At 74.9% G+C, this 23,624-nt stretch carries 23 protein-coding genes and 1 pseudogene; 13 read left to right on the forward strand and 11 right to left on the reverse strand.

All coding sequences use genetic code 11. The features are described from left to right. The first annotated feature begins 16 nt into the window (after positions 1–16). Entirely contained in the window at positions 17–535 is a 519-nt protein-coding gene (locus ACA514_RS37140; protein ID WP_375045965.1) for a DUF3291 domain-containing protein, read from the forward strand. 31 nt (positions 536–566) lie between these two features. On the opposite strand, the gene ACA514_RS37145 is transcribed toward ACA514_RS37140, so the two are convergent. After that, a complete protein-coding gene (locus ACA514_RS37145) occupies positions 567–1,649 on the reverse strand; it encodes a DUF3866 family protein (protein ID WP_375045966.1) in 1,083 nt (360 codons plus the stop codon). Positions 1,650–1,777: 128 nt separating this feature from the next. On the opposite strand from ACA514_RS37145, the gene ACA514_RS37150 reads away from it, so the two are divergent. The 6 genes from ACA514_RS37150 (at position 1,778) to ACA514_RS37175 (ending at position 8,304) form a co-directional block, all read left to right on the forward strand. Continuing rightward, on the forward strand, positions 1,778–2,749 hold the full coding sequence (locus tag ACA514_RS37150; RefSeq protein ID WP_375045967.1) for a helix-turn-helix transcriptional regulator: 972 nt from the start codon (positions 1,778–1,780) through the stop codon (positions 2,747–2,749). 8 nt (positions 2,750–2,757) lie between these two features. Beyond that, positions 2,758–3,804 (forward strand): helix-turn-helix transcriptional regulator, encoded by a 1,047-nt coding sequence (locus ACA514_RS37155; protein WP_375045968.1) that lies wholly within the window; start codon positions 2,758–2,760, stop codon positions 3,802–3,804. Between the two features lie 83 nt (positions 3,805–3,887). Continuing rightward, on the forward strand, positions 3,888–4,109 hold the full coding sequence (locus tag ACA514_RS37160) for a hypothetical protein (RefSeq protein ID WP_375045969.1): 222 nt from the start codon (positions 3,888–3,890) through the stop codon (positions 4,107–4,109). Positions 4,110–4,133: 24 nt separating this feature from the next. Further along, on the forward strand, positions 4,134–4,508 hold the full coding sequence (gene tatA / locus ACA514_RS37165; protein WP_375045970.1) for a Sec-independent protein translocase subunit TatA: 375 nt from the start codon (positions 4,134–4,136) through the stop codon (positions 4,506–4,508). A gap of 63 nt (positions 4,509–4,571) precedes the next feature. Further along, positions 4,572–5,429 (forward strand): twin-arginine translocase subunit TatC, encoded by an 858-nt coding sequence (gene tatC, locus ACA514_RS37170; protein ID WP_375045971.1) that lies wholly within the window; start codon positions 4,572–4,574, stop codon positions 5,427–5,429. Positions 5,430–5,538: 109 nt separating this feature from the next. Further along, complete coding sequence (locus tag ACA514_RS37175) at positions 5,539–8,304, forward strand: DEAD/DEAH box helicase (RefSeq protein ID WP_375045972.1); 2,766 nt, start codon at positions 5,539–5,541, stop codon at positions 8,302–8,304. Positions 8,305–8,321: 17 nt separating this feature from the next. Here the strand turns inward: ACA514_RS37175 and ACA514_RS37180 are convergent, their stop codons facing one another. Together ACA514_RS37180 and ACA514_RS37185 are read right to left on the reverse strand one after the other, a co-directional pair. Then, on the reverse strand, positions 8,322–9,227 hold the full coding sequence (locus ACA514_RS37180; protein WP_375045973.1) for a hypothetical protein: 906 nt from the start codon (positions 9,225–9,227) through the stop codon (positions 8,322–8,324). A gap of 18 nt (positions 9,228–9,245) precedes the next feature. Beyond that, positions 9,246–10,157, reverse strand: coding sequence for an oxygenase MpaB family protein (locus ACA514_RS37185; protein ID WP_375045974.1), 912 nt, complete (start codon positions 10,155–10,157; stop codon positions 9,246–9,248). Between the two features lie 276 nt (positions 10,158–10,433). On the opposite strand from ACA514_RS37185, the gene ACA514_RS37190 reads away from it, so the two are divergent. Further along, the gene (locus ACA514_RS37190; protein ID WP_375045975.1) at positions 10,434–10,793 is read left to right on the forward strand and encodes a hypothetical protein; all 360 of its coding nucleotides are present in this window, start codon (positions 10,434–10,436) and stop codon (positions 10,791–10,793) included. A 112-nt stretch (positions 10,794–10,905) separates the two neighbouring features. Here ACA514_RS37190 and ACA514_RS37195 read toward each other — a convergent pair whose 3' ends face one another. Continuing rightward, on the reverse strand, positions 10,906–11,925 hold the full coding sequence (locus ACA514_RS37195; protein WP_375045976.1) for an alpha/beta fold hydrolase: 1,020 nt from the start codon (positions 11,923–11,925) through the stop codon (positions 10,906–10,908). 224 nt (positions 11,926–12,149) lie between these two features. On the opposite strand from ACA514_RS37195, the gene ACA514_RS37200 reads away from it, so the two are divergent. Further along, the gene (locus tag ACA514_RS37200) at positions 12,150–13,151 is read left to right on the forward strand and encodes an ABC transporter ATP-binding protein (protein ID WP_375046064.1); all 1,002 of its coding nucleotides are present in this window, start codon (positions 12,150–12,152) and stop codon (positions 13,149–13,151) included. After that, the gene (locus tag ACA514_RS37205; protein WP_375045977.1) at positions 13,148–13,990 is read left to right on the forward strand and encodes an ABC transporter permease; all 843 of its coding nucleotides are present in this window, start codon (positions 13,148–13,150) and stop codon (positions 13,988–13,990) included. Before ACA514_RS37200 ends, ACA514_RS37205 begins: the two co-directional genes overlap by 4 nt. Before the next feature lie 58 nt (positions 13,991–14,048). Here the strand turns inward: ACA514_RS37205 and ACA514_RS37210 are convergent, their stop codons facing one another. The 3 genes from ACA514_RS37210 to ACA514_RS37220 form a co-directional block, all read right to left on the reverse strand. Continuing rightward, positions 14,049–14,438, reverse strand: coding sequence for an ATP-binding protein (locus tag ACA514_RS37210; protein WP_375045978.1), 390 nt, complete (start codon positions 14,436–14,438; stop codon positions 14,049–14,051). A gap of 200 nt (positions 14,439–14,638) precedes the next feature. After that, a complete protein-coding gene (locus tag ACA514_RS37215) occupies positions 14,639–15,391 on the reverse strand; it encodes an SRPBCC domain-containing protein (protein WP_375045979.1) in 753 nt (250 codons plus the stop codon). Between the two features lie 70 nt (positions 15,392–15,461). Beyond that, positions 15,462–16,097 (reverse strand): ArsR/SmtB family transcription factor, encoded by a 636-nt coding sequence (locus ACA514_RS37220; RefSeq protein WP_375045980.1) that lies wholly within the window; start codon positions 16,095–16,097, stop codon positions 15,462–15,464. A gap of 75 nt (positions 16,098–16,172) precedes the next feature. Between ACA514_RS37220 and ACA514_RS37225 the strand changes: the two genes are divergently transcribed. The 3 genes and pseudogenes from ACA514_RS37225 to ACA514_RS37235 all read left to right on the forward strand — a co-directional run bounded on the left by ACA514_RS37225 (position 16,173) and on the right by ACA514_RS37235 (position 18,768). Then, positions 16,173–16,433, forward strand: a complete 261-nt coding sequence (locus ACA514_RS37225) for a glycoside hydrolase family 20 zincin-like fold domain-containing protein (protein ID WP_375045981.1) — start codon at positions 16,173–16,175, stop codon at positions 16,431–16,433. Further along, positions 16,354–16,847 (forward strand): annotated as a pseudogene (locus tag ACA514_RS37230) (family 20 glycosylhydrolase); the annotation flags it as partial. The gene ACA514_RS37225 and the pseudogene ACA514_RS37230, both read left to right, overlap by 80 nt. Before the next feature lie 145 nt (positions 16,848–16,992). Further along, positions 16,993–18,768: a glycoside hydrolase family 15 protein gene (locus tag ACA514_RS37235; RefSeq protein WP_375045982.1), complete on the forward strand. Its 1,776-nt coding sequence runs from the start codon at positions 16,993–16,995 to the stop codon at positions 18,766–18,768. A 39-nt stretch (positions 18,769–18,807) separates the two neighbouring features. Here ACA514_RS37235 and ACA514_RS37240 read toward each other — a convergent pair whose 3' ends face one another. The 4 genes from ACA514_RS37240 to ACA514_RS37255 are packed head-to-tail and all read right to left on the reverse strand — an operon-like array spanning position 18,808 to position 23,592. After that, positions 18,808–20,511 carry an MFS transporter gene (locus ACA514_RS37240; protein ID WP_375045983.1) on the reverse strand — a complete coding sequence of 568 codons (1,704 nt, stop codon included), beginning with the start codon at positions 20,509–20,511 and terminating at the stop codon, positions 18,808–18,810. 21 nt (positions 20,512–20,532) lie between these two features. Then, positions 20,533–21,681, reverse strand: a complete 1,149-nt coding sequence (locus ACA514_RS37245) for an FHA domain-containing protein (protein ID WP_375045984.1) — start codon at positions 21,679–21,681, stop codon at positions 20,533–20,535. Further along, positions 21,678–22,118 carry a hypothetical protein gene (locus ACA514_RS37250; RefSeq protein ID WP_375045985.1) on the reverse strand — a complete coding sequence of 147 codons (441 nt, stop codon included), beginning with the start codon at positions 22,116–22,118 and terminating at the stop codon, positions 21,678–21,680. The genes ACA514_RS37245 and ACA514_RS37250 overlap by 4 nt, the downstream gene beginning before the upstream one ends. 19 nt (positions 22,119–22,137) lie before the next feature. Next, complete coding sequence (locus tag ACA514_RS37255; RefSeq protein ID WP_375045986.1) at positions 22,138–23,592, reverse strand: hypothetical protein; 1,455 nt, start codon at positions 23,590–23,592, stop codon at positions 22,138–22,140. Positions 23,593–23,624: the final 32 nt, after the last annotated feature.

Below are 23,624 nucleotides of genomic sequence, written 5' to 3' on the forward strand. Positions count from 1 at the left end.
GTGGTGGAGTGACGCCATGACCGAACACGAGGACGTCCGCGCCGGATTCCATCTCGCCCAGTTCAACGTCGCCACGCTCCACTACCCGCTGGACGACCCGCGGACCGCGGACTTCGTGGCGCTGCTCGATCCGGTGAACGCGCTCGCCGACGGGGCGCCCGGGTTCGTGTGGCGGCTCGTCGAGGACGGGCAGGCGGACGCGACGCGGATGCGCCCCGCCGGCGACGACGTGATCGTCACCTTCTCGGTGTGGGAGTCGAAGGAGGCGCTGTGGGACTTCGTGTACCGCAGCACGCACCTGGCGGCGATGCGGCGGCGCCGCGAGTGGTTCCAGCGGCACGCGGAGGCGCACCTGGTGATGTGGTGGATCCCGGCCGGGCGCATCCCGACGGTGGAAGAGGGCCTGGAGCGGCTGCGCCTGCTGCGCGAGCAGGGGCCGTCGCCCCGCGCGTTCACGTTCTCCGCGTCCTACACGGTCGAGGAGGCCGCGGCCGCCGGTGCGGTGGTGGAAGGGGCCGAGCCCGCGGCGCTGTGAAGGCGCCGCCGGCCCCGGCCCGCGGCGCCGGTCAGTCGAGGAGGGCGGCGGTGTGGCGGCCCGCGGCGGCGGCGGTGAGGAAGTAGGCGAGGTCCTCGTCGAGGCGGCGGCCCATGGTGGACAGGCGGACGCCCCAGTCCTTCTCGGCGGCCTTGAGCGTGTCGCGGAGACCGTCGACGGGGACCGGGACGAGGGTGTGCCGGTCGCCGAGCGGGGCGGCCTCGGCGGCGACGCGGGCGCCGAACTCGCCGCCGAGCTCGGGGACGGGGACGTCGGCGCGGGCGAGCGCGACGCGGCCGTAGGCGGTGAGGCAGTGGTGGGAGACGCCGATGTGGCGTTCGCGCTTGTCGCCCTCGCTGACCCGCAGGGACGCGACGGGGCGTCCGGCGAGGACGGAGGCGGCGTTGACGGCCTCGCCCGCCGAGACGCCGGAGAACCCCCATTTCGTGCCGGTGCCGAGGTTGCCGGGGCCCTGGGCGAGGACGACGGCGTCGGCGTCCAGCACGAGGCGGGCGGCGAGGAGGCCGGTGTGGACGGTGACGGCCTCCAGGTCGCCGCCGAACGCCTGCCCGGCGGTGACGGTGGCGGCGAGGGCGCCGGCGTCCTTGAGGCGGGCGATGGACATGGAGAACCAGGACGGCAGCGCGCCGCCGTCCTGCATGACGTAGACGATCCGGGCGCCGGGCCGTTCGGCGAGCAGCCCGGCGAGGATCGGCGGCAGCGCCGAGTGCAGGTCGGCGACGACGACGGGCATGCCGTCCAGGGAGTCGGCGTCGCGGAGCGCCTCGTGGTGGGGGGAGTCCTGCTCGTCGGCGCCGAGGACGGTGGCCTGCAGCGGGGTGTAGCGGGCCTTGACGAGGTGGCCGGGTCCGGACGGGTCGGCCGGGAGCCGGTCGGGGACGGCGACGACCATGGCGTAGCCGCCGGTGCCGAGCCCCATCGCCAAGGCCGTAGTGTTGAGCAGGACGGTGTCGCCGGGTTCGGGGCGTCCGACCAGGTCGGGGTAGGCCAGTGCGCGGTGCGCGCCGTCGCCCCCGATCACGACGTCGAGTTCGACCGCCCCCGGCCATTCGCGGCGGATGCCCTCTACTGTGCCTTTGCGCCATCGGATCACACCGGGAAACGGTAGCGTCCTGGGCGAGGAGCGGGGGCGTGATCGGGCCGGTGGCCCGGCCGGGCCGCCGGGGGTCGCCGGGAGCGCAGGGCGGAGCGTCAGGCTTCCGCGGAAGGGTTGGTGGCGAAGTGTCGCGGCGCAAGACCGAGCGCCTGCTGAATCTGGTGGTCTGCCTGCTCGCCACCCGGCGTTATCTGACCGCCGAGCAGATCCGGCGGGCGGTGCCGGGCTACCCGGACTCCGACGAGGCGTTCAAGCGGATGTTCGAGCGCGACAAGGAGGAGTTGCGCGAGCTGGGCGTGCCGCTGGAGGTGGGCAGCGATCAGCAGGGCGGCGGCGGCGAGGAGACCGGCTACCGGATCCCGCCGCAGGCCTACGAGCTGCCCGACATCCACCTGTCGCCGGACGAGGCGGCGGTGCTGGGCCTGGCCGCGCGGGTGTGGCAGCGCGCGAGCATGGCGGAGGCCGCCTCCGGGGCGCTGCTGAAGCTGCGCGCGGCCGGGGTGGAGACGGACGTGGCGACGGCGGTGGGGGTGGAGCCGCGGGTGAACACCGGCGATCCGGCGTTCCCGGCGCTGTGGGAGGCGGTCCGCGACGGCCGTCCGGTGGCGTTCGACTACCAGGGGATCGGGCGGACGTCGGTGGCGCGGCGGCATCTGGAGCCGTGGGGCGTGGTGTCGCGGCGGGGCCGCTGGTACGCGGTGGGGTTCGACCGCGACCGCGAGGAGGAGCGGGTGTTCCGGCTGAGCCGCATCGTCGGCGAGGTGGTGCCGGACGGCCCGGACGGGTCGGTGACTGTCCCGGACGGCGTGGACGTGCGGAAGATCGCGTTCGACTGGGGCGACCCGGTGACCGAGCCGCGGCCGGCGACGGTGCGGCTGCGGGCCGGCGCGGCGCAGGGGCCGCGGCGGTGGGCGCGGGACGTGCGGCCCGTGACCGGTGAGGGCGCGGACGGGCAGTGGGACGAGGCCGTCCTGACGTTCCGCGACGTGGACCGGTTCGCGCCGTACCTGGCGCGGTTCGCCGATGACGTGGTGGTGCTGGATCCGCCGGACCTGCGCGAGGCGGTCATCCAGCAGTTGAAGTCGGTGCTGGGGTGAGCGGGGCGATGGGCGACACGAGGACCGGGAAGACGGGCCGGCCGGCCGCGAAGGCGGGCGGCCCGAAGGGCAAGGCGGCCGCGACGACGTCGACGGACCGGCTGGCGCGGCTGCTGGCGCTGGTGCCGTACGTGGTGAACCGCGACTCGGTGCTGCTCGGCGAGGCGGCGGCCGCGTTCGGGGTGACCGAGAAGCAGCTGATCGACGACCTGAACCTGCTGTGGTGCGTGGAGCTGCGCGCGCCGGACCCGTACTGCCCGATCGACCTGTCCTACGAGGGCGGGGAGATCACGGTGGCGGAGGCGGAGTCGATCGCGCGGCCGCTGCGGCTGAAGGTGGACGAGGCGTCGGCGCTGCTGGTGGCGCTGCGGATGCTGGCGGGCATCCCGGACCTGCACGACCGGGACGCGCTGTCGCGGGTGATCGCGAAGCTGGAGTCGGCGGCGGGCGCCGCGGCGGCGGTGTCGAGCAAGGTGGCGGTGGAGGTCGACGCGCGCGGCGGGTCGGCCGACTCGGCGCGCACGGGCCTCGGGACGCTGCGGGACGCGATCGCGGCGGGCCGCCGCGTCCACCTGCGGTACTACGTGCCGGCGCGGGACGAGAACACCGAGCGGGACGTGGACCCGATGCGGCTGCTGGTGGTGGAGGGCAACACCTATCTGGAGGGGTGGTGCCGCCGCGCGGAGGCGGTCCGGCTGTTCAAGCTGGACCGGATCTCGGACCTGGCGGTGCTGGACGTGCCGGCGGAGGTGCCCGACGAGGCCGAGCCGATCGACGTGGACGCCGGGCTGTTCCGGCCGTCGCCGCAGGACGTGGCGGTGACGCTGGAGCTGACCGCGCGGGGCCGCTGGGTCGCCGACTACTACCCGTGCGAGAGCGTGGAGGAGCTGGGGGAGGGGCGGCTGCGGGCGGTGCTGCGCACGCCCGACACCCGGTGGGTGCGGGGGCTGGCGCTGCGGCTGGGCGACCAGGGCCGGGTGGTCGCGCCGGAGTCGCTGGCCGAGGGCGTCCGCGACGACGCGTCCCGCGCGCTGGCGCTGTACGGGATGGCGTGATCCGCGGGCCGGTGGCGGCGGTGGGCGCGTCCGGCGCGGTGCCGGTGGGGCATCCGGCCGGGGGATCGGCTACCGTGGCGGGCGTGGCGTGGGTTGGGGTGTCGGTGTCGCTGGGCTTCGTCGGCCTGGCCGTGCTCGCCTGGTGCGCGTTCCGCGTCTACCTGGGCGTGCGGCGGTTCGGCCGTGAACTGGAGCGCACCAGGCGGCGGCTGGCGCCCAAACAGTCGGCGTTGCGCGATGAACTGTCCGAACTCCAGGACGCTCGAGTGCCACAAGCGCCCGGGGACGGCGTACGATCGTCCTGAGGACCCCTGCTGAAGAGGATTGTCATGGCTGGACTGGGTACGCCCGAGATTCTGATCATCCTGGTGGTCGTGCTGCTGCTGTTCGGATCGGCGAAGCTGCCGCAGCTCGCGCGGTCGCTGGGCAAGTCGGCGCGCATCCTGAAGGCCGAGACCAAGGGCCTGCACGACGACGACTCCGGTGAGGGCAAGGAGGCCAAGGCGGCCGCAGCGGCGCCGCCGGCCGACCCCGCCGCCGACGGCGCGCGCGACAAGGCGGCGCGGCTGCGCGAGGAGGCGGCGCGGCTGGAGCGCGAGGCGGCCGCCGCCGAGGGCGGGCAGCGCAGCCGGGGCGCGCTGGCGTCCGGTGAGCCGATCGAGGGTGTGCCGGTGTCGGACCCGGGCCGGATGCGCCAGGGCTGACGGCCGCCCGAGCCGCCCGACAGGCCGCACACCCCCAGCCGACCCGAGCCCTGAAAGCCCGCTATGAAGCCCAGGCAGAACCCCGCGCCCGACGGCCGCATGCCGCTCATGGACCATCTGCGCGAGCTGCGGAACCGGTTGATCAAGGCGATCCTGGGGCTGGTCGCGGGCGCGCTCGTCGGCTGGCTGTGCTTCGGCCCGATCTGGGACTTCCTGAAGCAGCCGTACACGCGGATCCCGAAGGAGCACTGCCTGGCCGGCAAGTGCGACCTGGTCGTGCACGGGATCTTCGACGGGTTCTTCATCCACCTGAAGGTCGCGCTGATCGTCGGCGCGGTGCTGTCCTCGCCGATCTGGCTGTACCAGATCTGGGCGTTCGTGGCGCCGGGGCTGTACCGGCGCGAGCGCCGCTGGACGTACACGTTCATGGCGGCGGCGGTCCCGCTGTTCTGCGCGGGCGCGGCGCTGGCGTACCTGACGATGGACAAGGGCCTGAAGATCTTCATCGGGCTCGCGCCGGGCGACACCACCGTGCTGGTCGGCGTGCAGGACTACCTGGGCTACGCCCAGGCGATGCTGCTGATCTTCGGGTTGACGTTCGAGCTGCCGCTGTTCGTGGTGATGCTGAACCTGGTCGGGGTGCTCACCCACGAGCGGATCCGCAAGTCGCGGCGGCTGCTGGTGTTCGGGGTGTTCGTGTTCGCGGCGGTCGCCACGCCCAGCCAGGACCCGTTCACGATGCTGGCGCTGGCGCTGCCGACGGTGGTGCTGTTCGAGTTCGCCGAGGTGCTGGCGTTCTTCCACGACCGCCGCAAGGTGCGCCGCCCCGACCCCGACGCGGGCCTGTCCGACGACGAGGCGTCCCCGCTGGACCTGGAGGCGATCGACGCCGAGCTCGAGGGCGGCGGCCGCGCCCGCTGAGGGTTCCGCGGGGCGTCCCCGCAGCCGGGGCGGGGGATGTGGCGGGGACGCGCGGGAAAACCGGTCCCGAATTGGGAAACGGGCCGGTCGAAACCGTAGGCTCGAAGGCATGACCTCCCCCGACACCGCGCCGGCCGCGCAGAGCCCGGCCCAGCGGTACGCGGCCTACCGTTCGCGCACCGCAGGGAACGGCCCGGCCCTGCTGGACTTCCGCACCCTGTACGACTTCGAGCTGGACGCGTTCCAGATCGACGCGTGCCAGGCGCTGGAGGACGGCAGCGGCGTGCTGGTCGCGGCGCCCACCGGCTCCGGCAAGACGGTCGTGGGGGAGTTCGCGGTCCACCTGGCGCTGACCGGCGGCACCAAGTGCTTCTACACCACGCCGATCAAGGCGCTGTCGAACCAGAAGTACGCCGACCTCGTCCGCCGGTACGGCCCCGACAAGGTCGGGCTGCTGACGGGCGACAACAGCGTCAACGGCGAGGCGCCGATCGTGGTGATGACCACCGAGGTGCTGCGCAACATGCTGTACGCGCAGTCGCCGACCCTCGCCGGGCTGGCGTTCGTGGTGATGGACGAGGTGCACTACCTCGCCGACCGGTTCCGCGGCGCGGTATGGGAAGAGGTGATCATCCACGTTCCGGAGTCGGTGCGGATCGTGGCGCTGTCCGCGACGGTGTCCAACGCCGAGGAGTTCGGCGAGTGGCTGCACGAGGTCCGCGGCGACACCGCGGTGATCGTGGACGAGCACCGGCCCGTCCCGCTGTTCCAGCACATGCTGGTGGGGGCGCGGCTGTACGACCTGTTCGTCGACACCGGCAAGGGCAAGGACCGGCAGGCCCGCCTGAACCCGCAGCTGACGCGGATGGCGGTGGAGGAGGTCCGCCGCGCCAAGGTCAACCAGGGGCGCCGCACCGGCCGCCGGCGGGCGCCGCGCCCGCAGCGGTTCCGGCCGCCGGCCCGTCCCGACGTGATCGAGCGGCTGGAGCGGGCCGGGCTGCTGCCGGCGATCACGTTCATCTTCAGCCGCGCCGGGTGCGACGCGGCGGTCCTGCAGTGCCTGCACGCGGGGATCCGGCTGACCTCCAAGGAGGAGGCGGAGGAGATCCGCGCGCACGCGGAGCTGCGCACCTCCGACATCTCGCCCGAGGACCTGCGGATCCTCGGCTACACCGACTTCGTGGAGGCCCTGCAGCGCGGCGTGGCCGCGCACCACGCGGGGATGCTGCCGACGTTCAAGGAGATCGTCGAGGAGCTGTTCACCCGCGGGCTGATCAAGGCGGTGTTCGCCACCGAGACCCTCGCGCTCGGCATCAACATGCCGGCCCGCACCGTGGTGATCGAGAAGCTCGACAAGTGGAACGGCGAGGCGCACGTCGACCTGACGCCGGGGGAGTACACGCAGCTGACGGGCCGGGCGGGGCGCCGCGGCATCGACGTGGAGGGCCACGCGGTGGTGGTGTGGGGGCCGAGCGTGGAGCCGGCGTCGGTCGCGGGGCTCGCCGGCACCCGCACCTACCCGCTGAACTCCAGCTTCCGGCCGTCGTACAACATGGCGGTGAACCTCGTCGGCGCCGTCGGGATCGAGCGCGCCCGGACGCTGCTGGAGGAGTCGTTCGCGCAGTTCCAGGCCGACCGGGCGGTGGTGGGGCTGGCGCGGCAGGTCCGCAAGAACGAGGAGGCCCTGGAGGGGTACGCCAAGGCCGCCGAATGCCATCTCGGCGACTTCATGGAGTACGCGGCGATGCGGCGGCGGCTGTCGGACCGGGAGGCGGAGCTGTCGCGGGAGCGGTCGTCGTCGCGGCGCGCCGAGGCGGCGAAGTCGCTGGAGCATCTGCGGCCGGGTGATGTGATCCTGGTGCCGTCGGGGCGCCGGTCCGGGCTCGCCGTCGTCCTCGACCCCGGGGTGGGGCGCCGCTCGGACGGGCCGGCGCCGCTGGTGCTGACGGTGAACCGGTCGGTGCAGCGGCTGTCGATCCAGGACTTCCCGCGCGCGGTGGAGCCCGTCGACCGGATCCGCATCCCCAAGTCGTTCAGCCCCCGCAACCCGCAGGACCGCCGCGACCTGGCGTCCACGCTGCGCAACAAGGTGCCCGACGACGTCCGGGAGCGGCGCCGCGGCCGCGGCGACTCCGCCGCCGACGACGCCGAGATCGCGCGGCTGCGGGCCGAGCTGCGCGCCCACCCGGTGCACGGCTGCGACAAGCGCGAGGACCACGCCCGCTGGGCCGAGCGGTACCACCGGCTGGACCGCGAGACCGAGCAGCTGCGGCGCCGCGTCGAGGGCCGCTCCCAGGTGATCGCCCGCACCTTCGACCGGGTGTGCGCCGTCCTGCAGCAGCTCGGCTACCTCGACGGCGACGACGTCACCGCCGAGGGCCGCCGCCTCGGCCGCATCTACAACGAGCTGGACCTGCTGACCGCGGAGAGCCTGCGCGCCGGGCTGTGGGAGAAGCTCGACCACGCCGAGCTGGCCGCGTGCGTGTCCGCGCTGGTGTACGAGTCGCGGCAGCCCGACGACGCGACCCCGCCGCGCACCCCGACCGGCCCGTCCCAGGACGCGCTGGCCGCGATGGTTCGGCTGTGGGGCGAGCTGGAGGCCGTCGAGCGCGACAACCGGGTGTCGTTCCTGCGCGAGCCCGACCTGGGGTTCGCGTGGACGGCGTACCGGTGGGCCAAGGGCGACGACCTCGACGAGGTGCTGCTGGAGAGCGACCGGACCGCCGGCGACTTCGTCCGCGCCGTCAAGCAGCTGCTGGACCTGCTCGGCCAGATCGTCGACGCCGCGCCGGAGAACAGCCACCTGCGCAAGACGGCCCGCCGCGCCATGGACGCGATGCGCCGCGGCGTCGTCGCCTACACCTCCGTGGGCTGATCAGGCGCGTGGGCTGATCAGGCGTCCTGCTCGGCGGGCAGGGCGAGGTCGGCGGCGACGGCGGAGGCGAACGCGCCGCGGGCGGCGACCGCCACCCACAGGACGGGGGCGACCGCGGCGAGCACGACCCAGCCGAGGCCGTCGACCAGCGCCGACGTCAGCACCGCGACGACGGCGGTGCCGCCGCCGATGAACGCCGCGACGAGCCCGGCGCGCAGCGGGCCCGGGCCGTCGGCGCCGGCGTCGGTCAGCCCGAACTGGTGCAGCACGCACATGACCAGGCCCAGCGAGCCGAGCGCGAGCGCGCCCGTGGCGTACAGGGCGGCGGCGAGGCCCGAGGTGAGGAAGCCGCCGGCGTGCGCGGCGATCGGGCCGAGGTCGCCGACGTTCAGGAACGGCGGGAACGCCCGGTGGTCGGCGCGGTCGGTGGACAGGAACCGCTTCCAGCCGCCGCCGTCCGGGCCGTGCACGACCGCCAGGCACAGCAGCAGGCACGCCAGGATCACCTGGCAGGTCGCCCAGCGGATCCGCCCGGCGACCAGGAGTCCGCGCGTGACCAGGAACCCGGCAGCGGTCAGCGCGACCTCCCCGGCCGCCAGGGCGGTGAGGAAGCCGTGCGAGACGTGGCCGCGGTACTGCAGCGTCGCCCACTGCGGATACGCGGCGGCGACGAACACGCTCGTCGGGACGAACACCAGGACGCTGTAGGCCATCGCGAGGGCGAAGTGGCGGCCCCCGGTGGCGCCCGCGACGCGCGGCGCCCGGCCCGGCACCGCCTCGGCGGCCCGCCCCGCACGGGTCTCCGGCTCGTCGCAGGTGCCGGCCGCGTCCGCGCGGGCGCCGCGCAGCTGGTGGGCGGCGGCCAGCGCGATGCCCGCCCCGGCCGCGTACGACCACGGCAGGTCGGCGTAGACGCCCAGCATTCGGCGGCCTCCGGGCGGTCAGGGGCGGGCCTGCCGGCGGCGGGCGCGGCGGCTGGCGAGGGTCCGGTCGACGCGGTACCCGGCGAGCCGGACCAGCAGCGGGCGCGGCGGGCGGCGCAGGAACGCCGGGGTGAGGTGGTGCAGGTCGGTGGCGGTGCGCAGGACGATGTCGGCGGCGCGCCGCCGGTTGCGGGTCCAGGGCAGCCCGTACTGCGCGCGCAGCGGTTCCGGCAGCAGCGCGGTCGTGACCAGGCGGAACACCATGAGCGCCGGGGCGAGCGCGCGCAGCTTGCGCGGGTACAGCACGGCGGCGGCGACCTCTCGGGCGGTGTCGGTGACCTCCAGCGACGCCACCGTCTCGGCCATGTAGGCGCGGAACGCCGCCAGGTCGGGCGGCTGGGCGTCCAGCGGGCAGCCGAGGACCTCCGCGACGATCCGCGCCTGCCGGTAGTACTCCTCCGCCAGGTCCGGCTCGTCCTCGCCGGGCCGCATCACGTGCTCGTAGATGTACAGGGCCGAGTCGACGAGGGTGGCGTTCACCCACAGCTGCAGGTCCGGGTCGTTGCCGGAGTAGCCCTCGCCGCGGACGGCGGTGTGGACGCCGCGGACCTTCGCGGCGATCCGCGCGACCTGGTCCGGCGTCCCGAACGTGGTGACGAGCAGGAAGTCCAGGGTGCCGAACAGGCGGGCGAGCGGCCGGTCGGCGAAGTCGCTGTGCTCGGCGACGCCGCGGGCGACCCCCGGGTGCGCCAGCTGCATCAGCAGGGCGCGGCCGGCGCCGAGGCCGATCAGCGGCTCGGCGGCGAGGGCGCGCAGCACCTCCCGGTCGGCGAGGCGCTCGGCGAGCCGTTCGCCCGTCGGCACGGACGCCTGCATGGACGCCGGCTGCGCGGCCGGCGCGGGGACGGGCGGGGTGCGCGGGGTGGTCACGGGGCCTCCCGGTGGTCGGCGGCCTGGTCCTGCCGCCATCCTCCCGCAATTATTGGCAGGGCGTCAATAAAGCCGGGCGGCCGGTGAGCGGTGGCGGCGGTCCCGCCGAATCGTCGTCATACATCCCGCCAACGCACGAAAAACGTGCACCGAGGCGGGCGGGCGATGGCACAATCGAGGCTTCTGTCAACCCCCGAGGGCAGTGGGACCGCCGGTGCGGCGCCGTGACGGCGGCCACCGGGCCGCCCACGCGCTCCGCGAGAAAGGTCCAGCCCCGTGGCCATCCGCGACAAGATGCGCGCCAACGCGGCCGACGTCCTGCAGCCGGGCGAGAGCGTCCAGGCCGTGTTCGGAGCCCAGACGACCAGCCAGTACTTCGCCCTGCTGTCCTACTGGATCATCCTGTTCACCAACGCCTACCGGGTCGTGGTGGTCACCGACCGGCGCATCCTGGTCTGCCGGTCCGGGCGGCTGCGCATGACCCCGGTCAACGAGGTGCTGCGCGAGCTGCCCCGGCACACCCGGATCGGCCCGCCGTCCGGCCTGTGGTGGCGCTGCGACTCGCTCGGCGAGCGCCTCTACGTGCACAAGCGCTTCCACAAGGACGTCAACGCCGCCGACGGCGTCGCCGTCTGACCCGTCCTCCGGACCGGCGTCCCGCCGGGGCCGCCACCGGGGTGCGCGTCCTCCCGCCGGAGCCCTCCCCGCACGCCCGCGGGGAGGGCTCCGGCGTTGCCGGCGGACGCGGTCAGGGCGCCGCCGCCAGGACCGCGTCCGCGACCTGCCGGGGATGCGACACCAGCGACAGGTGGCGGGCACCGGGGACGATCGCGGGCGGCGGCGCGCCGATCCGCCGCGCCGTCTCATAAGGGGCCCCGCGGGAGAACACGTCGTCCTCGGCCCCGAAGACCACCGCCTTGGGCGTCCGGATCCGCGCCAGCTCCGCCACCCGCGCCGCCGGCAGCCCCACGACCGCCTGCATCCGCCACACCGCGTCCTCCGCCCCCGGCAGCTGGAACGGCCGCCGCCACTGCCGCACCCCCGCCTCGTCCAGCCGGGGGCACGACGGCCCGCACTGCGCCCCGTAGATCTTCCGGATCGCCCAGTCCGACCGGACGACCAGCCGGGTCAGCGTCGTCCGGTACGGGTCGCGCAGCAGGAACCGCAGCTCGTCGGCGCCCTCGCCGGCGCCGGTGTCGAGGGCGTCGCCGTCCAGGAACACCAGCCCGGCCGCCCGCCCCGGCGCCTTCAGCGCCGCCGCCGCGATCACCCCCGCGCCGCTGGAATGCCCGACCAGCGCCGCCCGGTCCAGGCCCATCGCGTCCAGGAACCCCAGCAGCTGCGCGGCCTGGTGCGCGGTGTCGAACGGCCCGCGCCGCTCGCTGTAGCCCCACCCGGTCAGGTCCAGCGCGTACACGCGGTGCCGGGCCGCCAGCAGCGGCGCGACCCGCGACCACGTGTCGGCGGACTCGAAGGCGCCGTGCACCAGCACCACCGCGGTCCCGCTCGCACCCCACGCGCGGTACCGGGTCCGGACCCCGTCCGCCTCGGCGAAGCGGGCCCCGGCCGGCGGCCCCGCCCGCCCGGCCGTCGCCGCGTTGTAGGCGAAGGAGAACACCGTGACGGCCACCAGCAGCAGCACCACGGCGACCAGCAGCCGCCGGCCCCAGCGCAGCAGCCGTGAACGCCGCCGGGGACCGCCGGGCTCCAGCGCCCGCGCGGCGGTCGCGGCCGACGACGATGCGGACGGTTCGGGCACAGCGGTCATCGCACTCCTTCGGGGGATACGATCATCCTCCCCGGAACGCGCGCGCTCAGGCGTCCCGCGCCGGGCGCAATCCCGACTGCTCCCCGCGCCGTACGCCGGACCGCTCCGCGCCCGCCGATCCCCTACCGGAGGTGGAGGCGCATCGGCTCACGGGAGGATCCGCGCGGACCGCGCGGCGCGCTAGTGTGATGCCGATCACTGGAACCGACCCCCGGGACGCGCGCATGATCGAGGCGGAGAACCTCACCAAGCGCTACGGCGACAAGACCGCCGTGGACGACCTGTCCTTCACCGTCGTCCCCGGACGGGTGACGGGCTTCCTCGGCCCGAACGGCGCCGGGAAGTCGACCACCATGCGGCTGCTGCTCGGCCTGGACCGCCCCACCCGCGGCGACGCGCGCATCGCCGGACGGCACTACCGCGACCTGCCCGCGCCCATGCGCGTGGTCGGCGCCCTGCTCGAGGCCCGCGCCGTGCACACCGGCCGCAGCGCCTACAACCACCTGCTGTGCCTGGCCCAGACCCAGGGCATCGGCCGCCGCCGCGTCGACGAGGTCGCCGACCTCGTCGGCCTCACCGAGGTCGCCCGCAAGCGCGCCGGCGGATTCTCCCTCGGCATGGGGCAGCGGCTCGGCATCGCCGCCGCGCTGCTCGGCGACCCGTCCGTGCTGATCCTGGACGAGCCGGTCAACGGCCTGGACCCCGAGGGCATCGTCTGGATCCGCACCCTCATGCAGCGGCTCGCCGGGCAGGGCCGCACCGTGTTCGTCTCCAGCCACCTGATGAACGAGATGGCCGTCACCGCCGACCACCTCATCGTCATCGGCCGCGGCCGGCTCATCGCCGACTGCTCCACCGAGGAGTTCATCGAGCGCAGCACCGAGAAGATGGTGATCGTCCGCAGCCCGGACGCCGCCCGCCTCGCCGACGTGCTCGCCGCCGAGGGCGCCAAGACCACCCCGGACGGCGGCACCGGCCTCACCGTCACCCACATGGAGGCGCCGCGCGTCGGCGAGCTCGCCGCCGCCGAGCGCATCGTCCTGCACGAGCTGACCCCGCGGCGCGGCTCCCTCGAAGCGGCGTTCATGGAGCTGACCCGCGACAGCGTCGAGTACGGCGCCGTCGCCGACCCGGCCGCGTCCGCCGCGTCCGCGCCGCCCGTCATGCCGCCCGCCGCCCCGGACTCCCCGGACGCCGCGCCCGCCGAGAAGGGGGAGACCCGATGACCGCCACCGCCAAGCCCGCCGCCGCGCCGGCGGGCGACCCGGCCGGTTTCGCGCGGCCCGGCTTCGGCCGGCTGCTGGTAGCCGAATGGACCAAGATCCGCTCGGTCCGCTCCACGCTGTGGTCGCTCATCCTGCTGGTCGTGCTCGACCTCGGCTTCACCGCGCTGTTCATGGGCCTCACCGTCGGCCAGTGGGACAAGACCGACGCCGGCGACCGCGCGCAGCTCGCCGCCGACCCCGTCTCCGCGATCCTCGGCAGCGGCTTCTTCCTCAGCCAGCTGACCATCTGCGTCCTCGGCGTGCTGGTGATCGCCTCCGAGTACTCCACCGGCATGATCCGCGCCAGCCTGCTCGCCGTGCCGCGCCGGCTGCCGATGCTGTGGGCCAAGGCCGTCGTGTTCGGGCTGCTGGTCCTCGTCCTCGGCGTCGTGGTGTCGTTCGTGTCGTTCTTCATCGGCGCCGCGATCCTGCACGGCAAGGCCGACGTCTCGCTCGGCGACCCCGGCGTGCTGCGCGCCGTCCTCGGCGGCGGCCTCTACCTGGCCATGCTCGGGCTGTTCGCGCTCGCGATCGGCGCGATCGTCCGGCACCCGGCCGGCGGCATCACCGGCGTCATCGGCTTCGTGCTGGTGCTCGCGCCGCTCGCCGCGCTGCTGCCCGGCAGCCTCGGCGACCACGTGCACGCCTACCTGCCCTCCGAGGCCGGCCAGCTGATCGCCAAGGCGCACCAGGGCAAGGACGACCTGCTCACCCCCTGGCAGGGGTACGGGGTGTTCGCCGCCTGGACCGCCGCGCTGATGGCCGCCGCCGCGGTCCTGCTCAAGCGCCGCGACGCCTGACGCCCACCGGAGGGCCCGGCGCGCGGAACCGCCGCCCGCTGAGCCCTCCCGGGGGCGGTCAGCCGCCGGAGCCGAGGACCGTGCGGAACCACACGACCTTGCCGCCGGCGGTGGGATGCCAGCCGCGCGCCACCGACAGCGCCTGCACCAGCAGCAGCCCGTAGCCGTGCTCGTCGCACTCGCCGGGGGAGCGGCGCCGGGGCGGCCGCGGGTCGGCGTCCGACACCTCGCAGCGCAGCGTCCCGGCCGCGGTGTCGGCCTCCAGCCGCAGGTGCACGGGCGGGCGGCCGTGGGTGAGGGCGTTGGCGACCAGCTCGTCGGCCAGCAGCAGCACCACGTCCGCGCCGGCCGCATGGCCCCATTCGCGCAGCACCTCGCGGATCCGGACGCGGACCGCGGCGACCTGCGCGGGATCGTCGGGGACCGGCCACCCCGTGGTGGTGCGCACGGTCTCACCTCTGGACGGCGGTGGGACGGGGGGCGGGCGCCGCCTGCGTGTGCGGCGACCCGGCGGGCCCGGCGCCGCCGCGCGGGGACGGGGCCGTGATCCCGTACCGACACGGTAACGCCGTCCCGCCGGATCGGCCAGAAAGTTCCGGAACCCGCACCGCGGGGTCAGGTGTTCACCGCCCGCCGTTCCGCGCCGGGTCAGGCGTACAGGCCGTCGAGCCAGCTCTGCCACGCCTTCCGCGTCGCGTCCTCGTCGCCTGCCGCGCCGGGCGCGAAGCGATGCAGCGCGATCCCGACCGGTGCGCCCCAGGCGTCGCGGCCGAAGAACCGGTACATCGCGTCCTCGGTGCGCAGGCCGAGGAAGTCGTCGTTGCGGAAGTCGACGACCGCGCCGGTCACGCCGACGCCGGGCAGGTCCACCCGCACCCGGTCGCCCTCGGCCGCGCCGTCCGCCGCGGACGCACCCAGCCCGAACGCCGGGCCCACCGCCGCGAACGACCCCTTCGCCGCGGACGCCTCCGGGCCCTGCACGTCGGTGTGCACCGCGGGCCGCCCCGCGAAGTGCATGAGGTACTGCCGCAGCGTGTGCAGGTAGAAGTCGGTGTGCTTGTTCGCGCCGTCGTACTGGTCGTCCCAGTTCTCCACGAAGATCCCGCTGTGCACGTAGCGGACCCATGACCGGCCGCCCTCGCGGGGCTCGATCAGGTGGTCGAGCTGGTTGAGCACCTGCCCGACCTCCTTCAGCTCCTCCGGGGACTCCGACCGGGCGACCAGCCGGTGCGGCGGGTCCCAGGCGGTCACCGTGGCGCCGAACGCGGCCGCGCCGCCCTCGCGCGGCTCGTACTCGGTCGGCCACAGCCAACCGGCGGTGTTCACCGTGATCGCGTCCCACACCCGCTCGGGCGGCGCGTCCACCTCGAACTCGCGGACGATCTCGAATTCCTTCGCCATGACGTGCTCCTCGCCTTCCACTCAGCGTTCCGTTCCATGTGCCGTGCCGCCGCGCGGCGGCCGATGATCCTCAGGACCCGGGCGGGCCGTCCGGGCCCTGCTCGACGCCCGGCCGTTCGGCGGGTTCCGCCTTGAGCGACGGGTGCAGGGCGATGACGACGCGGTGCCCGCGGCCGCCCTCCGCCGAGGCGTCGTGGTACTTGCGCACCAGCGCGCCGACACCGGCGGTCAACTCCTCGACGAACGCCGCCCGGTCGGCGGCCGAGGCGAACCGCACCTCCCCGTCCAACGCGTAGGTCGCGAGCCGCCGGTTCGCCCGCTCGGCGCCGGTGATGAGCGCCCCCACGTCGCGGACCAGCCGCGCCGCCAGCGCCAGCAGCCAGCGCGCCGACAGGGCGTCGCGGTGGCGGTCCGGGTCGGGCTGCAACCCGGGCAGCGCCAGCGGCGAGATGACGTAGGACGCCGCCGTCGCCCGCATCAGCCGCTCGGTCATGTTGCCCTTGCGGCGCTCCTCGACCAGCTCGACGAGCCCGTGCCGCTCCAGCGCCCGCAGATGGTAGTTCACCTTCTGCCGCGGCAGCCCGACCCGCGCCGCCAAGGCCGCCGCCGACAGCGGCTCGGCCAGCTCGGCCAGCAGCCGCGCCCGCATCGGGTCCAGCGACGCGGCCGCCGCCGCGGATTCCTCGATCACCGTCACGTCCAGCATGCGTCCATCATGGCCACCGACAAATCAAATTGTCAAGGAAAGTGTTGTTGTCGGTACGCGGGTTAGCCTGAGCCGATGAACCTCATCCCGGCTCCCCGCGGCATCGAGCGGACGGGCGGCTCCGGCCCCTGGACCGGCGAGGTCCGCGCCCGCACCGACCCGTTCCTGCCCCCGGAGGGCTACCGGCTCGCCATCGGCCCGGACGGGGCGGACATCACCGGCGGCGCCGAGGCGGGCGTGTCCTGGGCGCGCCAGATGGCGGATCGAGATCGGACGCCACCCCCGGCTCACCGAGGTCGGCGCGTGGCGGCGCAGGACCCGGCTCGGCTGGGGTGAGCCCGCCCGCTGGGACGAGCGCCCGCACGGCGGCTTCTACACCCGCGACGACCTGCGCGAGATCGTCGCCTACGCCGCCGCCCGCCACATCAGCGTCGTCCCGGAGATCGACGTGCCCGGCCACTCGCAGGCCGCCATCGCCGCCTACCCCGACCTCGGCAACACCCACGTGATCGACACGAGCGCGCTGGAGGTCCGGACCGCCTGGGGGATCTGCCCCAAGGTGCTCGCCCCCTCGGCTGGGACGAGATCCTCGAGGGCGGCCTCGCCGAGGGCGCGGCGGTGACGTCCTGGCGCGGGTACGCCGCCGGGATCGCCGCCGCGGAGGCGGGCCACGACGTCGTCATGTGCCCCCGCCAGCACGTCTACCTGGACCACCGGCAGGCGCCCGGCGACGACGAGCCGGTCCCGCTCGTCCGCGCCCCTGGCAGCGGCGGCCCGGGATCCGCGGCCGGGTCAAGCACGGCCCGCCGCCCCAGGAGTGATCAAGAGCCCGGGTCGGCGGCGCGTTCGTGGGTACTCAGCCCCCACGTACGGCGGCGCTCGGAAAGGAGACACGGTGGCAGGCACGGGGGCACGGGACTCGCTGCCGAAGGCGCTGCGCGACTACGCGCTGATCGCGGACGGGGAGCGCGGCGTCCTGGTCGGGCCGCACGGCGAGTTCGCCTGGATGTGCTTCCCCGCCTGGGACTCGCCCGCCGCGTTCTGCGGCCTGCTCGGCGGCCCCGGCGACTACGTCGTCCAACCCGACGCCGGACGCTGGGTGTGGGGCGGCTACTACGAGGACCGCGGGCTCATCTGGCACAGCCGGTGGGTGACCGGCGACGGCGGCATGGTCGAGTGCCGCGAGGCCCTCGCCCGGCCCGCCGGCCGCGACCGCGCCGTCGTGCTGCGCCGCTGCCGGGCCGTGCGCGGCAAGGCCCGGATGCGCGTCCTGCTGGACGTGCGCGCCGGCGAGCGCGCCGAGCGGATGCGGGACCTGCACCACCACGGCGCCGAGTGGACGGCCCGCAGCGGCACCGCGCGGATCCGCTGGCGCGGCGGCGACGAGGCGGTGGTGCGGGAGAACGCCGACGGCGGCCCCGTCCTCGCCCTCACCTTCGACCTCGCCGAGGGCGAGACCCGCGACCTGGTGCTGGAGATCGCCGACGGCGCCGCCGCGGGCACCGCCGACAGCCCCCTGGACGCCGGCGCGCTCTGGGACGCCACCGAGCGCGGCTGGCGCGAGGCGGTGCCGTCCTGCACCGACACGATCGCGCCGCGCGACGCCCGGCTGGCCTACTCGGTGCTGACCGGTCTCACCAGCGCCGGCGGCGGCATGGTCGCGGCCGCCACCACCGCCCTGCCCGAACGCTCCGACGAGGGCCGCAACTACGACTACCGGTACGCCTGGATCCGCGACCAGTGCTTCGCCGGACGCGCCGTCGCCGTGCACGGCGGGCCGCCGCACCTGCTCCGCAACGCCGCCGAGTTCGTCACCGCCCGCGTCCTGGCCGACGGCGACCGCCTCAAGCCCGCCTACACCGTCAGCGGCGGCGACGTCCCGCGCCAGCGGGAGGCGGACCTGCCCGGCTACCCGGGCGCCACCGCCGTCACCGGCAACCGCGCGAGCGAGCAGTTCCAGCTCGACGCGCTCGGCGAGGCGCTGCTGCTCCTCGCGGTGGCCGCCGAACGCGAGCCGCCCGGCGCCGACCAGGCGAAGGCCGCCCGCGTCGCCGCCGACGTCATCGCCCGCCGCTGGCGGCAGCCCGAGGCCGGCATCTGGGAGACCCACGACGACCTGTGGACCCACTCGCGGCTCAGCTGCGTCGCCGGACTGCGGCAGGCCGCCCGGTACCTGGCCGGCCCGGCGGAGGCGTCCGCGTGGAACGGCCTCGCCGACGCCATCCTCGACGAGACCACCCGCACCTCCCTCACGGCCGGCGGACGGTGGAAACGGGCCCCCGGCGACGAGCGCGTGGACGCCGCGCTGCTCATCCCGCCGCTGCGCGGCTGCCTGCCGGACGAGGACCCGCGCACCGCCGCCACGCTGGAGGCCGTCCGCTCCGACCTCGTCCAGGAGGGCTTCGTCTACCGGTACCGGGCCGACGGCGAACCGCTCGGCGTCGCCGAGGGCGCCTTCACCCTCTGCGGCTTCTTCCTCGCCCTCGCCGAGCACCGCCAGGGCGACACCGCCCGCGCCCTCCGCACCTTCGAGCGGACCCGGTCCGGGTGCGCCACCAGCGGGCTGTTCTCCGAGGAGTACGACGTCCAGCAGCGGCAGCTGCGCGGCAACCTCCCGCAGGCGTTCGTGCACGCGCTGCTGCTGGAGTCCGCCGCCCGCCTGCGCGACTGAGGCGTCCCGCCCGGGGGGCGGCCCGGACGGGACGGACCCTCAGGCGTCGGCGGGCTGCGCGGCGGGCGCCTCCACGCGGGCGGCCCGCTTCCTGGTCTCCACGCCGAAGACCGCGACGACCAGCACCGCCAGCAGCAGCGGGACGGCGCCGAGCAGCGCGGTCGTGTTGATCGACGGCACCGTCGCGCCCACCACCAGCACGATCGTGACGATGACGCCGCCGAGCTTGCCGACGCCCGCCGACAGACCCGACCCGCGCGAGCGGATCCGGGTGGGGTAGATCTCCGAGCTGTAGGCGGCCAGGACCGCGGCGATGGTGGCGGTCCCGACGATCGGGCCGGCCAGCAGGACGTACAGCCAGGCCCGGTCGTGGGCGAGGGACTCGCCGGAGAACGAGAAGGCCACCAGCGCCGCCGCGGTCAGCGCGGTCAGCACGATGATCGTCTTCTTGGCGCTCCACAGCCCGTACATGGCGGCGGCGACGAACACCAGCGGCAGCCCCAGCAGCGCCGAGTCGCGCAGCGCCGCGTCAGCCGACTTCTGCGCCAGGCCGAGCTTCTGCAGGTTGGAGGGGATCCACAGCTGGAACCCGTAGGTCACCAGCCCGATGCCGAGCCCCAGCACCACCACCGCGACGCTCAGCCCGGCGAACGGCGCCCGGAACAGCGGGGTGAAACCGCCGCCGTGCGCGGCCTCCTTGCGCTCCTCGGCGGGCACCGCGTCGGCGGCGGGAACCGCGTCGGTTGCGGGGACCGCGTCCGTCGCTGCGCCGGGCGCGGTCTGCGCGCCGGTCTCGGTCCGCGCCTCCGGGGTGTCCTCGATCGCGCCGTAGCGGGTCATGATCGCGCGGGCCTCGTCCTCGCGCCCGTGCGCCAGCAGGAACCGCGGCGACTCGGGGATCCAGTGGTTCAGCGCGATCAGCAGCACGCCGGTCGGCATCCCCAGCAGCCACAGGATCCGCCAGGAGTAGTGCGGCACCAGCGCCGACGACAGCGAGCTGGTGATGGCGTAGGCCAGCGCCAGATTCCCGCCGATCAGCACCATCACCCAGCCGCGGTGCCGGCCCGGGATCATCTCCGCCAGCAGCGAGAAGGTGATCGGCAGCATCCCGCCCGCCGCCAGCCCCATCAGCAGGCACATCGCCAGGTTCCACGAGAACGACGGCATCGCCCCGCACACGGCGGTGGTCACGAACATCACACCGGCCAGCAGGATCGACGAGCGCCGCCCGATGCGGTCGCCGAGCCAGCCCCACAGGAACGAGCCGGCGACCGTCCCGGTCAGGCCGAACAGCGGCAGCAGCGCCACCGGCCAGTGCCCGCCGGGGTTCAGGGCCGACTTCAGCCCGTACTCTTTGCCCATCCCCGGCGCCACGAACGACAGCGTGATCGGCTTCATCGCGTCGATCGTCACCGCCGTCGTCATGACGATGACCAGGCCAATGTGCGCCGGGCGGAACGGCGCGTCGTACGCGGCGCGGACGCCCGTCACCCCGTTGCGGCGCGACGCGGCCAGGCCGCGCGGGATGAGCCCGTACGCGGTCAGCGCAAGGCCGACGACGATGAGCGCCATGCCGGTGATCATCGGGGCGTCCATCGACATGCCGCGCATCATGTAGTGCATGTCCGCCGAGTCGATGTACATCGGCAGGTGCAGGGCGACGCCCGCGACGCAGGCGATGAACCCGGTCCAGAAGGCGGGCGGATGGGCGAAGGTGATCCCGCCCATGGGCCGTGTTCGCATCAGTGTCCTTTCGGGAGGTGGTCAGACATTCCGGTTGGACTCGAAACGGAACGTCCGGGCCAGTCCGACCCGGACGGTCGCGCCGGGCGCCAGCTCGACGGGGGTGTCGGGCGGCAGCCGGACGAACTCCGCGGCGCCCGGCGCGCGCACCGCCGTCCCGTTGGCCGAGCCGAGGTCGACGACGGCGACCTGCCATTCCCGCAGCCGGACCAGCACGTGCCGGCGCGAGATCGACTCCTCGGCGTCGGTCATCCGCAGCGGGTGCGCGCGGCCCTCGGCCACCTCCGGCGCCCGCTCCGGCCGCCGGCCGACCAGCTGGTCGTCCTCCAGCGGGACCGCCTGCCCGTCGTCCAGCAGCAGCACGCCGAGCGGCGGCCGCGGCCCGTGGAACGGCGACAGCGTGAGCTGCAGCATCGAGATCCCGCAGACCGCGCAGTAGTGCGCGCGCGGATCGTTGAAGTGCTCGTTCTTGCAGTTGACGCCGAGGACCCGCGGCCCGCCCGGACGCCGCTTCGGGTGCCGGCGGATGAGGCTGACCTTCTCCTCGGGCGCGCCCTCGGCGCCCGCCGGCGTGCCGTCCACCGGCGTCGGCGGAAGCGGGCCCCGCTCCACCGCCGTCGCCGGGGCGGGCGCGACCGCCATCGGCCGGTCGGCGGGCGGCGGGGCGGGCGGCGGGGCGGACGCGGCCCGGCGGCGCACCGCGCGACGCAGACCGCCGCCGCGCACCACGCCCGACGCCAGCCGCAGCCGCGGCTCGGCCCGTCCCGCGCCGCCGAGCGCCAGCTCCAGGCTCGCCACCGGACCCTCGACCGTCCGCTCGGACGGCCCGTGCGGACCGCCGCCGACCCGCATCTCCCGACCGTCCGCCAGCATCACCCGCGCCGCGGCCTCGCCGCTGACCAGCACCGCGAGACCGGACGCCCCGGACGGCCCGGCGACCGCGCACGCCGCAGGCCGGCCGCCGCGCCGGGCCGCCAGCACCCGGGCGGCGCGGCGCACCAGCTCCGGGCCGTCGCCGCCCGCCTCCGCGACCTCCCGCAGCGCCGCCAGCAGCGCGTCCACCAGCGGCGCGGTCACCGCGTCGGGCGCCGCGCACACCAGCGACAGCTCGCCCTCCTGCGCGACCAGCCCGTCGCCGGGCAGCGGCCGGGCGAACGCCCCGCCGGTCACAGCAGCCGTCCGCCGCGCAGCCTCCACCGCACGAAGAACACCCGGATCGGCCCGTTGACGAACAGCCACTGGCCGAGCCACACGAACGCGAACATCGTCAGGAACATCGAAGCCGGCACGTGTCCTTCGATGCCGGGAACGAGGCCCGCGTTCAGCAGCAGCCACATGACCGCCCCCTCCGGGACGACGGTGACCAGCCCGAACAGCGTCGGCCAGTCCTTGTCCCAGCGGAACTGCATCAGCAGGTGGTACACCAGCTCCCACACCAGCCCCACCGCGATGACCGCGAGGAGCACCAGGAACGCCGTCCGGTACGCCGCGCCGAGCGAACCCGGCCTGCCCGGCAGCACCGGGACGATCAGCGCGGTGAGCAGCGCTCCGACGGTGGCCAGCACGAAGACGCGGGTCTGCAGCCGGCCGGCGAGGGTGGGGATCACGGTGGGGGGCTCCTGCGTGTCAGATGGGACGGCCGGTGAACCACTTGACCCACTGGCCGGTCGACCGCACCGGGCCCAGCCGCGCGCAGAAGCCGCGCCGGGCCAGGTCCGCGGCGATGTCCAGCGCCGCGGTCTGCATGCCGAGGAAGCTGTCGACGGCCGGGAAGTGGTTGCCCGCGGCGGCGGCGCCTGAGGCGTACAGCACGCCGCCCTCGCTCTCGGCGCCGAGCACCTCGAAGTGCTCGCCGACCGCGAGCCGGCCCGCGCCGTTGCGCCGCGCGCCGCCGTACTGCAGCAGGTCGGCCAGCACCCGGTGCTCGGGCATGTCGGCCTCCAGACCGGTGCAGTCGATGACGAAGTCCGACACGTACCGGCCGAGCCGCCCGTCGTCGCTGCGGGTCAGCGACACCAGCCGCCCGTCCGGGGCCGGCTCGACCCGGTCCACGACGGCCTGGAACGGGTGGTACCAGCCGCCCGCGCGGCCCTCGCGCATCTGCTGCTGCCAGCGCCGCAGCCGCGGCGTGGTCGTCCCGCCGACGGCCTTGGACAGCGCCGCGCGCCGCTCGGGCCCGGCGCGCCGGAACTGCGCCTTCAGTTGCCCGCCGAACGCCGACTTCGGCAGCGTGAACGCCTGGTAGGCCCAGCCGTCGCCGCCCTTGCGGCGCATCCACACGCCCTGGCCGTGCGAGCCGGTGACGAACGTGCGGAACATGTGCACGATCTGCGTCTGCAGCCCGTACTTCGCGCGGTCGTCCATCAGCCGCTGCAGCACCCGGGACGCGACGATGCCGGCGCCGCGCACCACGACCACGCCGGGACGCGACTTCAGCGTCTCGTACACGTGCTCGTGCGGCTCGTAGGCGTTGACGACGCGGTGGTAGTCGTTGTGGGTCTCGCGGAACTGCTGCAGGTCCGGCAGGAACTTCAGGCCGGGGTAGCCGACCGCCAGGTGCACGTACTGCGACCGCATCACGATCCGCTTGGTCGCGGACGTGCCGGGCGGCGGCGTCAGGACGGTGAAGTAGCCGCCGCCCATCCGGCGCCGCACCATCCGGACCTGCCCCTTGGCAAGCATCTGCCAGTAGGAGATCCGGTCGGCCTCGCGCCGGACGGTCTCGAACACGGTGGCGGCGCGCGGGCTGAAGAAGTCGGTCAGGACCGGCTCGGTCAGCACCTGCCACAGCAGCTTCACCGACCTGTCCCGCCACGCCTCGTGCAGCGCGTAGGAGGGGAAGCCCCAGATGTTGTCGGGCCGGGCGCCCGCGTCGGAGCGGATCCGCTCGCCCGCCGGCAGCTGCGAGACGCGGGTCAGGTACTCCCACGACTGCCAGGGCGCGTCCCGGCTGGACAGCACCCGGATCGAGCCCGCCGGGACGCCCTGGACGCGCAGCACGTCCACGAGCGTGAACGAGCCGAGCCCGCCGCCGACCGACACCAGCGGCGCGTCGAAGAGCGGGATTCCCGCGGCCTGCACCTGCTGGTCGTGCCAGACCGGCGATCGGAGCA

Origin of the sequence: Actinomadura sp. NTSP31 (assembly GCF_041951385.1) — a bacterium.
Classification (GTDB): domain Bacteria; phylum Actinomycetota; class Actinomycetes; order Streptosporangiales; family Streptosporangiaceae; genus Spirillospora; species Spirillospora napierensis.